The 13,715-nt window shown below is 55.2% G+C and carries 7 protein-coding genes; all 7 read right to left on the bottom strand.

What is annotated here, in order from left to right; all coding sequences use genetic code 11:
- Window positions 1-27 precede the first annotated feature (27 nt).
- The 7 genes from ACR0KG_RS17425 to ACR0KG_RS17395 all read right to left on the bottom strand — a co-directional run bounded on the left by ACR0KG_RS17425 (window position 28) and on the right by ACR0KG_RS17395 (window position 13,575).
- Window positions 28-3,855, bottom strand: coding sequence for an amino acid adenylation domain-containing protein (locus ACR0KG_RS17425; RefSeq protein WP_480827974.1), 3,828 nt, complete (start codon window positions 3,853-3,855; stop codon window positions 28-30).
- 1 nt (window position 3,856) lies between these two features.
- On the bottom strand, window positions 3,857-7,969 hold the full coding sequence (locus tag ACR0KG_RS17420) for an amino acid adenylation domain-containing protein (protein WP_480827973.1): 4,113 nt from the start codon (window positions 7,967-7,969) through the stop codon (window positions 3,857-3,859).
- Between the two features lie 10 nt (window positions 7,970-7,979).
- Window positions 7,980-8,243, bottom strand: a complete 264-nt coding sequence (locus ACR0KG_RS17415; protein ID WP_480499999.1) for an acyl carrier protein — start codon at window positions 8,241-8,243, stop codon at window positions 7,980-7,982.
- Complete coding sequence (locus tag ACR0KG_RS17410) at window positions 8,224-9,729, bottom strand: amino acid adenylation domain-containing protein (RefSeq protein WP_480548718.1); 1,506 nt, start codon at window positions 9,727-9,729, stop codon at window positions 8,224-8,226. The genes ACR0KG_RS17415 and ACR0KG_RS17410 overlap by 20 nt, the downstream gene beginning before the upstream one ends.
- Before the next feature lie 12 nt (window positions 9,730-9,741).
- On the bottom strand, window positions 9,742-10,968 hold the full coding sequence (locus tag ACR0KG_RS17405; protein ID WP_480827972.1) for a HupE/UreJ family protein: 1,227 nt from the start codon (window positions 10,966-10,968) through the stop codon (window positions 9,742-9,744).
- The gene (locus tag ACR0KG_RS17400) at window positions 10,965-12,116 is read right to left on the bottom strand and encodes an acyl-CoA dehydrogenase family protein (RefSeq protein WP_480827971.1); all 1,152 of its coding nucleotides are present in this window, start codon (window positions 12,114-12,116) and stop codon (window positions 10,965-10,967) included. Before ACR0KG_RS17400 ends, ACR0KG_RS17405 begins: the two co-directional genes overlap by 4 nt.
- A 139-nt stretch (window positions 12,117-12,255) precedes the next feature.
- The gene (locus tag ACR0KG_RS17395; RefSeq protein ID WP_480827970.1) at window positions 12,256-13,575 is read right to left on the bottom strand and encodes a glycosyltransferase; all 1,320 of its coding nucleotides are present in this window, start codon (window positions 13,573-13,575) and stop codon (window positions 12,256-12,258) included.
- Window positions 13,576-13,715 lie beyond the last annotated feature (140 nt).

The following is a 13,715-nucleotide window of genomic DNA, read 5'->3' as shown; positions in this document are numbered from 1 at the left end:
CACGGCGCACCTGTGCTTAAAAACACTTCAGCCTTGATTGCCAGTCTCTAAGTCAGAACAGTCTTTGAGAGCCGCCGCAATCGGCGCAAAGGCATCCGGCCGCCCCATCAGCTCGATATGTTTCATATCCAGATTGTGCAGCGTTTTGTGTCGCAGATGCGTATCCAGTACATCCCCTGTCTCAAGCGAGGGGTTGCCACGGGACAAAAACACATGCGCTGGTCGGTCGAAGCGCGGGACGCGAAACGCGCTGATCGCCAGTTCATGTGCAATCTCCACCCCGCGAATGCGCAAGGCTTCAGCGTCCGGGTTTTGCGACAACGTTTTCTTGATCTCGGGCAGTGTCTTTCGGGCTCTAAAACGACGTTTCCAGCCTTTGATGATGTATCTCAATCGCTTGTATGTGCGATAGTAAATCGGCTGCAAGCCCGGTTCCGCCCCCACCATCTTGAACGGCGGATCCAGAAGAACCATCCCTTTGATTTTATCCTCGCCAATTTGCCTGGCCATCTCCATGACCATCGGCGCTCCGGCCGAGTATCCGCATAGAACAAAGGGGCCATCGATTTCTGACTGCTCAAGTTGCGAGATCGCAGCAGACGCAAGTTCCGGATAGGATTTGTCGAGTGGAATTGGTGTGCCCTGCGCACGATGGCTGGGAATATGAACCACCGAATGATCCGGACCAAGGTAGCGGGCCATGTACCTGCAAAACTGTATCGAACAATGTGCAATGAGTACTGTGGTTTTGCCCGAGCCCGGATTAGAAATTTGAAACGTGCTTTCAGGTTCGGAAAACGAAGCTTCTGACCGGCGATCTGAGACGCGTTGGGCAAGTTCTGCGACAGTTGGACAGCTGAACAAATCAGTGGGTTCAAAGTGAACACCCCTTTCCTGACCCATCGCATAGGCTTTGATGGTCGACAGGCTGTCCCCGCCCAGATCAAAGAAATTCGCATCGCGCGACTGGCACGGCGTATCTAGAACCTCTGCAAAAAGCTCAGCGACTTGTGCCTCAAGCCCCGCGCTAGGAGCTTCGCCCCGTTGGGATCCGAAGTTCCGCATAAGGTCTGATGCCAATGTCTTTTGGTCCAGCTTCCCGTTAGGCAATTCTGGAAAGGCCGCAACACCGACAACCAAGCTCGGATGGAATGGCTTCGGCAGGCTCGCCACTAGGTGGCTTTGCACCCGCGCACAGAGCATATCGCCGGACGGGCACTCAAGTGCCAGAGCGATCTGCTTTGATCCACCTGAGTCGAGTACAAGCGCTGCAGCCCTCACGTCACCCGCAATACTCTGCGCTACCGCCTCGATCTCGGATAATTCAACGCGATGACCGCGAATTTTGACCTGTCTGTCCCTTCGACCCAGAAACGAGATACAACCGGTTTCATCGGCAACCCCAAGATCCCCGGTTCGATAAGCGCGTAAACGGTGTGGGCCCAGTTCGAAGAAATGAGCCTGGGATTGTTCCGGGTCGCGGAAATACCCCTCTGCCACCGTCGGACCAGCAACCACAACTTCCCCAACCACGCCTGGGGCTGCGGGGTGTCCATCGCGGTCGAGGATACCGACCCAAGCCCCGGGAATTTCCCTGCCAATCGGCACGTCCTGCCCGGCGCCGATCTCGGTCGCGTCGAAAGAGGTGCACCAGACCGTACCCTCGGTCGGGCCGTACTCATTGATCAACCGACAACCGGGCAAAAGCGCCCTCAGCTCCTGTGGCAAGGATGTGTTCAGCGACTCACCGGCGGCAATCAAAACCCTGAGGCTGCGCAAATCGCGTTTCGGAACAGAGGCCAGCAAAACACGCGCAAGTCCGGGCAAGCACAGCGTATGTGTCACCCCATGTCGGGCCATTAGAGCTCCGAGCTTGGCGGGCTCCTGTTCAAGGTTCTTGGTGGCGATGACGAGGTGACCGCCTGTGCAGAGCGTCCAGTAAAGACCGGCGACCGAACTATCAAATGCCAGAGAGGACAGCAGGAGGTAGACCTCTGGTTTATCCCGATAAACAGTGTCGCGCGCGGCAGTCGATATTGCCAAGGCACCCTGCGAGATCACTACCCCTTTGGGCCTATTTTCTGAGCCGGATGTGAACATGACATATGCAGTGTCTCCTGTGGTGACGTCATCCGGATCTATGGCCTCTTTCAGCGTGTCTGCAATCACTGGTCGCGCCTGTGTATTCGGCAGGTTTGATAAGCAGGCTTCTGTGGTCACAATCAGTTTCGGCTGAATTGTGTCCAGTACTTGCGCGATGCGGTCAGCAGGGTAGTCCAGATCAAGTGGCACATAGGCCGCGCCCGACATCATCACACCTAGAAACGCCGACACCGCATCTGACCCGCGAGGCAACGCAACAGGGACGACATCACCACTCCGGGCACCGGCTTGTCGCAGGGCATATGCAATCTGACGCGCGCGCAATGACACCTCAGAATAAGTCAGGGTTTTTGCGTCATCAGTAAGTGCGATGGATTGAGGTGTCGTTCGCACGCAATGCAGAAAGCGCGTCACGACATGCTCTGCCATCGGCCCCGCAATACGAGGCACAATATCGCTCTGAGGTTTCAACAAGTCTCGGACAAGGCAATCGGGGTCTTTTGTGATCTCTGACAGTATCCGCTCGTAGTCAGAAACAACCCCTCGAACAGCTGCATCGGATATGCGACCCGGATCGAAGTAGATCTCTATCCCAAGATCGGACTTTGGTGTGACCAGAAAAGACAACGGATAATTGCTGTATTGCGTGTTGGTCAGGTCGGATATCCGGATCTCATCAAAATCGTAGCTTGTCTCAGATACACCTTCATTGACGAACAAAGTGTCAAACAGGGCGGTTCCGCTTGGAAAAGGGGCGCAGTTCTGAACCTCGGCCAGCGCGGCAAATTCGTGCTTGCGGCGTTCGATCTCGGCCTGACCGTGCTTTCGCAGGAACGCACCGGCTGACAACGATGGGTCGATCCTGCACCGAACTGGCAAAGTGTTTACAAAAGCTCCGATGGCGTTGGCGATGTTGGGAATCTCAGGTGGCCGCCCAGCGGTTGTTGTGCCGTAGACTATGTCGTCCTGCTGTAGCAACCGCCGTAGCGAGAGCGCCCATGCCCCGGACAGAACGGTATTTGGTGTGATTTTCAACTGTACGGCAACGCGTTCGATCTGTTGCATCAGGTCTTGGCCGAGTGACGCAGATAACGATGTCTGTGTTTGCGCAGACTTCATATCGGCATCGGGCAGCAAGCTGGGCTCTTCCAGACCGTCGAATTGATCCGTCCAAAACTCCGTTTCCGTCAGCTGGCCCTGCGTGCGCAGCCAAGCCAAATGGCTTTTGAAACTCGGAATATCCTTCGGCACGTCTTTCCCGCTGTACCGATCAAAGAGGTCACGCAAGGCAACGCCAGTGGACCAGCCATCGCTGATCAGGTGGTGAACCGTCCAGATCAAACGCCATTGTGTGTCAGAGAGTTTGATCAGCGTGGCAGCCATCAATGGTGGTGTTTTCAGATCGAATTGGCGGGTTTGTTCTATCTTGATCAGGTCTTTCAGGCTTTGCTCAACATCTGTTCGGGCAGTCCAATCCAACTCATTCCACGGCAGAGATACATTTTCGCGCAGTACTTGAACTGGTTGTTTGACGCCTTGCCATAGAAACCCGGCACGAAATGCATCGCGTGCATTCAGCACAGCGTCCATTGCCGCCATCAGACGCTTAGTATCCAACGGGCCGTTCAACACGCAGCTGATAACCGCAACATATTGCCCGCGCATTTCATTCTCGCCCTCAGAATGAAACAGCATCCCCTGCTGTGCAGAGGTCAAAGGAAGTATATCAGCAACGCCCTCCGGATACCCCATCTCAACCTAACGCCTTTGCGATGCTTGAGAGGTCGTCTTCATCCAGCTCAATCAAAGCGTCGTCAGCATCTCCGACGGAGTTTTCTTCGGGCAGGGTTTCCGCATATCCGGCCAACGATCTGAGCGTTCTGTATTCGAACAAAGCCGTGGCGGGCAAAGGGACCCGGCATTCATTGGCTTTGATCGCGATTTCGATCGCCGCCAAACTATCGAGACCCAGATCAAAGAAATCTGCTGTCACACTGATCCGCGAAGTTTTCAAAACCTCGGCCACGATCCCAGACAGGCGCTGTTCCATGTCTGTCTCGGGGGCAACTAACTGAATAGGCTGGCCCGTCCGACCGCGCCGCCCGGTGGGTAACCGTGCCACATCAACCTTGCCATTGTTGGTCAGAGGCATCTCGTCAAGCACCACCACATGTTCTGGCAACACACTGCGTGAAAAATGCGCCTGCAGGGTTTGCCAGACCTTCTGTTCGCCCACGCCCTGACCTGCGACATAGACAGTTAGTTTTGTCGGCGGCTCAATCGGCTCGTCAAATCCGATCTCGTTCAGGATTGATTGAACCCGATCTGTGTCAATCTGATCATCCAGTTCGTCCAAAGCCTGCGCACGAGTTTTGTGGCCCATACGCACATCCCAAGCATAGGGGAGCGCGTAGTTATGATACCCGTTACGGGTTTTATGCACGTGAATGCCAGCATCGTTGATCAGGCAATTGGTTGACCGTCCTGTATCCGAGGGCCGTTGCCAGGCGGTATGGTGTTCGAGGAACGCGTAAATCTCGGAAACGGGTACATCGATATAGCGATAGATATCCAAGACGGCGACCTGATCCAGAAACTGCCCGTCCTTCAAGTCGTCCGTTTCAAGCAGGCGTGACAGCGCGTCATCCTCGGCGTGGTAGGCCTTGCGTGCTTTGGTGACCATATCATCCAGCTGCGCGCAGGTAGGGGCGGCGTTTCGGAACAGATCAGGGGTCAGGCGGGTTTCAAAAAACTGTCCCCGGGACAAGCCGGTCACAATCAATGGTGCGCCTTCAGCAAGTGCGGTTCGGAAGGCCAACGTGTAAAGCGCTTTGAAGCATCCCTGACACACGTTTGAATGCATCTTCAGGCTGTCGACGAAGATCTGGTTCATCTTATCAGTGCTGAGGTAACGATGCGACCAGCCCAGATCATCGACAACCCTTTGGATGTTATCCTTGGACTGATCCGAGATATAGCCATTGTCCAGGGTCACCGCCAAAACGCGCGAAGTATACCCTGCTAAGCGATATGCGGCATATGTACTGTCCTTGCCGCCACTTAGCATCATCACGGCGTCGTATGGGCCGGTGCTGGATCGGGTGGCTTTTGCGATCTCGGCCCTAAGCTCGGGCTCATCCCGAAAGTAGACGGCGGCACGGTCTTTGTAGCGATCAAACTCAGCGCAAATCCCGCAAAGATCGCGCTCTGAAAACACGATCCCCGGAACAGCGCTGGTTACACCGCAGTCTCTGCATCTTTGTTCGGTGCCATCAGACTTTCGCACAGATCCGGCGGCCACATGTACCGCGCTTACACTTGGCAATTGGCGTAAGACATGATCAATCTCGGCCACTTCGAAACGAACGCCGCCGATCTTAACCTGCTGGTCAAGGCGACCGAGATATTCGCAACGCCCGTCTCGCGTAATCCGGCCCAGATCGCCGCTGCGATAAACCCGGCCCTGCAGCCCGGCAGGGTCGTCGCAGAATTTTGCGGCCGTTTCCGCAGGCGATGCCAGATATCCTTCTGCCAATCGGCCGCCAATCACAATTTCCCCAGTCACACCCAGTGGACAGATGTTCATTCCTTTGTCGCGGATGCTGATCGACATACCGCTGTCGGGCTGGCCGATCTGAACCGAAGTCGCGGTATCAGCGCGCGCATCGAACTTGTGATACATAGCTCCAACCACAGCCTCGGTCGGCCCGTATTCGTTGATCAGCGCAAGATTCGGTGAAAGCACCTGTTTCGCCATCCGACACAACTGCGATGTCAAGTTCTCGCCCCCCAGAACAAGCGTCCGAATACGCTGGACTGTCCGCCCCTGTTTGCACACCAGCGCCAGATGAGACGGGGTAAGTTTCACAAGATCGACCGCATCTTCTGCGAATACATCCAGAACCGCCAAATCTGGATCGGTTCGTTCTGGATAGATGCGGATGGAACCCCCGCTTATCAGGGGTACAAACAGTGAGGTCAGCGTCAGATCAAAAGAAACAGACGAGAAAAACGCATAATGTGCTGGTTCGGGGCCACTGAACGTATCTGCCGCCCATTGCGTATAGCGTGATAGGCTTTCGTGGCTTACCTCGACACCCTTTGGGGTTCCGGTCGAACCTGATGTAAACAGAATATAGGCCAAATCGGTGCTGTCCGGCGCGTGAACGATCGGATCAGACTCTTTGGGAATGTTCGCGACATCTAAGCTCTGACACGCAAAGCTACGCGTGTCACCTGACGCCAGGACCACAGCACGCGCACCCGAACGGCTGATGATCTCATCGGCACGCACGAAGGGTGTATTGGCCGCGATGGGCACAAAGCTGCACCCCGCCTTTAGAATTCCTAGCAAGGCAAAAACAAACTCAAACGACCGCGGCATATGGATCGCGATGCTTGATCCAGGGGTGATGCCTTGACGGGCGATATATGCGGCAATCTGATCGCTGCGCCGATCAAGTTCCCCGTAGGTCACGCGCGCCTCGGCCTGAGACAGCGCGACCGAGCCAGAAGAGCTTGCGACCTGCGCGGCAAAGGCCTGCAACACTGTTTGTGGTTGCAGGCATTCGGCCGGGCCCATCAGGATCGCTCTGTCGTTATCATCGGTAGCGAGATCAAGCGCCGCGATCTTAGTTTCAGGCGTCTTCAAAGCTGCATCCAATATCGCAAGGAAATGCGATTGCAGCGCGTCTGGTGAAACAGCGTCCAGTACCTCTGATTGTACATCCAGTTGTAGATCGGGCCTGCCGCTGGCCGAAAAATCCATGACATGCAGGCGCATGACGTGGGCCGCGTCATGAGCGCCGCTGTGGAGCCACTGAACATCTGCAGGATGGCCTGCAAACTCTCCGAATTCGGCCTGAATGTAGTTCAGGACCGCACTGATGGCGGATGTGTTCCCGGCTGCGGCTGCCCCCGGCTTTGCGCGCCTCAGAAACACGCCCAGCTCAGATTTAACCTTCGTATGCAGATCCAGAAATGTGTCATCTGCACCGAGCTCGATCTCAAAAGGAAGCACCTCGACAAAGGGACCCAGTGTCGCCTTGTCGACATCTGACAACCTGTTGTGGGACGGCAGGCCAATTGTGATCCGATCGTCGCCTGTCACCCGATGGAGATAGGCAATGTAAGCAGTCAGGTAGCAGGCCAAGCGGGATAAATCTGGCGTAAACAACCGGAACGCAGGGCGCGTGATGGCGTTTTCCATTTGCTCGGTAAGTGACGGTTCTGCGGCGATGCTCAGCCGTTTGGAAAAGGACGAGCGCTTCGGCACGCTGCCATAAGGTGGCGTTGCCGACTGCGCAGGTGAAGTGGGCTCGGTACCGGCTGTCTGCGCCTTCATCGGAGCGCTATCAAAGAAGCTGGGCGAAGGGTCGACCTTTGTCACCTCACCGCTTTCAAGCGCTGCGTATCTGCGCGACATCTGGGCGAACAACAACGCACCGGATTGGGCGTCACATACGATGTGATGTTGGCACACAGCCCAAACCCAATGATGGTCCGAAAGCTTGATCAGTTGGCTACGTAAAGTGCTGTGCGACAGATCAAACGGAGACCGGGTTAACTCGTCTAACTGCTGATCCAGTAGACCCTTGGCGTCGGGCTGCGTGCTAAGGTCGAAACAATCAAGCAACTGCATGTTCGGCTCAGCCGCAAACTGAACGGGACTATCATGCGGGCCTTGGAATTCCGTTCTCAGGACCGCGTTTTCCTGCACGGTCTCGGCAAAGGCTTGTTGAAACAAATCAGCGCTCAGATCAAAGCGCAGATCAAAGCGCCACGCCATATTATAAAGTGGCACATCCGGCTGTAGCTGGTGACCTTTCCAAAATCGCTGCTGACTATCTGACAACGGGTAGGACATGGTCATCCCCTCAGCACCGCGCCGATTGCCGGGCATCGGCATAGCGCAGGATGGCGTCGATTGAGCTGAGGTTCTCAAGCGTCACATCTTCGAACGGAATGTCGATGCCATAGGTTTCTTCGATAAAGCCCACCAACGACATTACGCCCAGCGAGTCGATCATCCCGCTGAGTAGTAGCTCATCCGTATCAGTGATGACGCGCCCTCCCAACAGCGTCTGCTGCACGTAGTTGCGCAGCGCATCGGTTTGGCGTTCAGGCTGCACGGTCTTCATCGGCTTTCCCCACAAGCTTCGCCCGGTCGATCTTACCTGTCGACGTGCGAGGCATACTCTCTAACCATTCAATGTGTTGTGGCACCGCGTAGGGCGGTAACACAGCTTCTAGTTGACGTTTCACCTGCCCAAGATCGCACTTGGATGCGCCCGTGACAAAAGCCCGGAGTGCCTGATCCCTGGCAATCACAACCGCTTCTGTCACAAAAGGCGTGTTCACCAACGCAAGCTCGACCTCGTCCAGTTCAATCCGGTAGCCACGCAGTTTGATCTGCCGGTCCTTGCGCCCGATCAGCATCAAGGCTCCGGATTCGGTTCTATGCACGATGTCACCTGTGCGATAAAACCACCGCATCCGCCCTGAGGAATCAGGCAAGGTACAAAAGGCCGCCGCGGTTTGATCCGGAGCATTCCAGTACTGAGACATAACCTGATCGCCGGCGATCAGAAGCTCTCCGGTAGGTGCTTCTGCGGCATCAGACCCGATCCGCGCGGCTACACCCACATCCGGAAGACCAATAGGCAGAGGGCTGGTTCCATCCAGATCGTCATGCTTCAGAACTGACGTGGTACAATGGTTGGTTTCTGTAGGCCCATAAGCATTCAGAAACACCGCATTTGGCGCATGGTTGGAAAATGCCTTCAGCGCAGCAGGGGGCATTTTCTCACCCGCAAACATGACAATGCGTAAAGCGCTCAGATCACGTTCGGCCAGTGCCCCACGTTCGACCATTTGGATCAATGCGTAAGGAACTGAATACCAGACGGTGATACCCTCGCTCTGCGTCAGCTCCGACAGGCTGGCGGGCAGCTTTGCATGCATTTCTGGAATGATGACCACGCAAGCCCCAGCCAAGGCAGTGCTGAACATGTCAAAAATCGACATGTCGAAATGCGCGGGCGTGTGGTGGCTGACGCGATCAGAGGAACGCAGCGCGCACAGGTTTGCCGCCATCTGAGCGTAGGCCAAACCGCTTTTGTGGGTATGCACAATACCCTTGGGTGAGCCCGTCGTGCCGGATGTCATCAGAATATATGCAGGGTCATCAGCGGAGCGTTTTGCGCACCGACCACGCAATTTGTCGGGCGATGTTTTGCCCGTCATTGGTTGCCCAAGGTCCAGAAGCGGAACATTGTACGCGCTATCCGCAAACGCCCCTAACCGCGTTGCGTCGGCGATAATCAGCACCGGAGATACCTTAGCAATCTGCGCCGCCAGACGCTCGACCGGGGCGGCGGGATCAATTGGCACATATATCGCCCCAATACGCAGGACTGCATAAATCGCAGCAATCGCCATCGGGCTTTTGGCTACGCAGATAATGACGCGGTCGCCCTTTGCGACAGACCGTTCCAGCAGTGCGGTGGCGATCTGATCAACCTGCTCGTTCAACGCGGCATAGGTTATGCCTTGGCCAAGCATACATAGGGCCTGGGCATCTGGCGATGCTTGCGCGTTGTGCGTTATCGGGTCGTCCAGAAACACAGCATCGACTCCCTAGTTCACAAGCATCACGACCGATTGGCTAAACTTTGGAAACCAATCAACCGTACGCTCAAAAAACCAAAGCACCGCCATTGCCACAAGCGCCACTGACCCAAATTGCAGTGCTACGGTACGATAGGCTGGCAAACGACGCAGGGCGAAGAAGATCGGAAACAGCACAAGCACAATTGCAAGCTGTCCAATCTCAATCCCAACATTGAAGGTCGCCAGTCCAAGCATTTTGCGCTCTGGATCCAACCCCAAAGGCTCCAGAACAATTGCAAAGCCTAGGCCGTGGAAAAGACCAAAGATGACGACTGCGATCCAGACCTGCGCATGATAGCGAGGTACCAGGTTACCGATGGCGACAGCAACGATAGACAAAGCTATGACCGCTTCAACAAAAGGAACCGGCAATGTGATCACTTCGAACGTCGCCAAACACAAAGCAATAGCGTTAGCGATGGTAAAGAGAGTCACGATCTTGACAATGTACCAAAGGCTTTGGCGGATGCTTTCAGATGGGACCCAGCGCTGGTTGTCGATCCGCATAACTGCGCCCAACAGCAGGGTCACAAGAAACAGGATGTGGTCAAAACCCAACCAGATGTGCCAGACCCCGCGCTCAAAAAAGGCGCGTGCAATGTCTTTGGATGGCTCATCATTCAGATACAGGTCTTTCGTGCCATCACCCGGTGCAAAGACTAGCGAGATATAGGCCTCATTCTCGTCCATCCCGTTGCGCGCGTTGCTGGCAATCAATGCATATCCGCGATGTTCTGGATCGATATCCGAGAACACCCCGTCATAGTACATCTGGATGGTCGTCGGCGTTGTTTCGACCCCCGGAACGCCAAAGTGCAACTGCGCGAACGTGTCAACCGAGGTGTCAAAAAACGTGATCTCTTCAAACTCCACCTGATACGGCGCGTCCTCAAAGGACAACTGCAGGTGCTTCTCGAAATAGTCGAAGAACGCGTCCTTACCGGCAAGAACTTCAGCCTGATCCAGGCTTTCTGAAACCTTTTCTTGACCTCGCTGTATTCGCGTAAGGTCGGTCAGCGTGACTTCGATCCGCCCGCCCAAACTGTCTTTGGTGACATCAAAATAGACGTAACTTTCGTTCACGCGATGCGCGTTGGCCGTTGTCGCAAGGAATAGCAGACCGAGCCAAAGAACGGCTTGAAGCGCTAAGGCCGAGCGCCCAGCAATTAGATTTGCTCCAGACCAGAGATTCATTGGGGTCGCTCCCTCAATGCGCGCGCCTGTTGAAGCTCCATCTTGGAAATGATCTCACGCTGGATGTCCGATGTGCCAGAGTAGATCACGCCGCCGATTGCATCGGCGACATCCGACCCAGCGGTCGATCCCGCCAAATACCCCTGCCCTCCCATCAAGCGCATGGCATCCATGCCCGAACTTAGTAGTGCCTCTGAGATATGAAGGTTGGCCATCGCAGCAAATTGGGTCAAAGGCTGCCCGGTGTCGTACAACTGTGCCGCACGCCTTAGCATCAACTGGCATGTTTCCAACCGGGTCCGCATATCTGCCAGACGATTGGAGACCGACTGGAACGCGGCAATAGGTTTACCGAATTGAATGCGCGTCGCTGCATGCTCAGCGCAGTCCCGTAATTGACGCCGCATAGCACCAACTTGTGCGGACAAAATAAAGCAACGTTCCAAATCCAATGTTGACTGGATAATTGAAGCACCCGCACCTTCTGGACCAAGCCTGCGGGTTTCGGGCACCCAACACGCATTGAATTCCAGTTGACCAAACGGCGCCGAATTCAACCCCAGTTTCATTTGCCCCGGATGCCGAATGAAACCTTCGTCGTCAGCATGAACCAAAAAAGCAGATAGTCCCCAGCGCCCTTTATCCGGCGCGGTTCTGGCGAATACGATAGCCAGATCACAAATCGGACCCATGCCGACATACGCTTTGGCCCCGTTGATGAGATACCCTCCATCCGCATACTCGGCCCGCGTCTTCAGCGACAGCGCATCAGAGCCGGCTTCGTGCTCGGTCAACGCAAAGGCGGCCAACAGCTCTCCGGCAAGCAAGCGCGGCAGATAGGTTACTTTCTGGTCATTCGACGCGAATTGATGCAGCGGATTTTGCACAGTCAGGATTTGCGAGATGATCGCCATAGCGAAGCCGTTGTCAGAACAGTTCTCTCCAAATGACAACATCGCTTCGACGAAGGTTTCGGCAGAGCCGCTGTAATCTTGCTGATCCGACGTGAGATAGGAAAAAGCACCATGCTGTCCGACCAAACCCCATACACTCCGGAAGTTTTGTGAGGTCACATCCGGAAGACTGCTCGCCAGGCCAGCCAGATCGCTGGGCCGAGCGTGATCCATGAGTTTGGGCGTTTCGTCCACTGGTTCTTTTTCTTCGTTGTCTTGCAGATTCTACGGGCGCGCCTGCCGTATGGATCAAACAAACTGATTGCCCGCCTGAAACGGCGGACGTTTTGGATGAACGCATCACTCTCGTTTCAGCCACAACCTGTTGAATTTTCTAGTCGCGCGACATCAATCCTCGCAGATAGCCTGCCAGATGACCCTCGCTATGCTCACCCCGGCATCGTGCTTGCATTTGGATACAGTTTTGCTTGACCTTCGCAGAGTTCAGCAAGCTCCGGATGTCATCTTCGATCTTTTCGACTGGATCATTCCGATCCCCAGCGCGGCCGATTTCATGAAACACGACGCGTGCTGCGCTACCGTGTTGGTCATTTACATGCGGATACAGCAACATCGGCGTGCCTGCATCCACCGCTTCGACAAAGCCGCCCGTTCCACCATGCATGATCGCAAGATCGGCGTGTTTCAGAACATGTTGCTGCGGAGCCCAGGCCACAACATCGACATTTGCGGGTAACTGTGTCTCAGCCATGCCGTCCCAGTTCTGCCCTGCCGCAAAAAGAAACCACCAGTCGGGATGATTGCCGGCCACAGCCCAAAGGTTTGGCAGCAGACCACTGTCTAACCTCATGATCGTTCCGAACCCAACGAAGATTCGTTTTTGCCGAGCGCTGGCCTCGCAGAACTGTGCGATCTTATCGTGGTCATGCGGGTGTTCAGGGCGATCCTGCAATATCGTTGGGCCCAAATAGGTCAGATCGGCCCGCGAAGGTGTCGGCAAGTCCAACGCACCCGGCAACAGCAACAGGGTTGGCAACCGATAGGTCCAAGGCATCTGCCAACAGACCAGGCGCAACACCCGAGACAGTGGAACATCATGACGCCTGGCAAGTTCAATCAGGGTCGAGGCATAATCCACCCCGCGCTCGGACAGTCTTTTGCGCACTATCTTTGACAGTTTCCAAAGCAGGAACCGACACCACAGCAGCGCGATGCCCGGTCTGCTGCCCCGCAGCCCGCGACCAGGAAACGCGGGTTTGTTCAGCGGGGGGGCCTGTGCGCCCGGTGGAGACAGGAACATGTTACTGTACTGCACAACCGGAATGTTCAAAGACATTGCAACGATGATCTGCGCATGCATCTCGCAATCGATAAACACGATATCCGGCTGTGTGTTTAGCAACGCTTCTGCAAACTCGTCGACCCCGAACGCCTTGATCGCGGCATCCATCCAACCTTCGCGCTGCAAACTGCGTCTGTCCTCTTTCGAAATCAGCGCGTCGAATGCATTTACACGCGGGTTTGGGATGACGTGATAGGCAAAACCACAGTGTTCAATCAGATCGTGCGCCGAGGCCGGAGCAAAGATCGATACCTCATAACCCAAAGCCTTGATGCGTTTGGCAAATTCCAACGCACTGTTGAGAGGGCTTGAAATGCCACTCGATACGATTGCCACGCGTTTTGCGGTCATGATCCAAACCTGAAGCAGCGAAGAAATTCGTCAAGCCCAACGCAAGCGATCTCAGATCCTGCACCCCCAATTGCAATCGGTTGCAAAACCGTCGCTTAGCTGCATAATAGCCTGCAATGACAATCCCAACGCCTGCACGG

The sequence above is a fragment of the Ruegeria sp. H4 genome, from assembly GCF_056533065.1.
The sequence above is the reverse complement of the archived record's forward strand: the minus strand, read 5'-3'. Positions and strand labels throughout refer to the sequence as shown.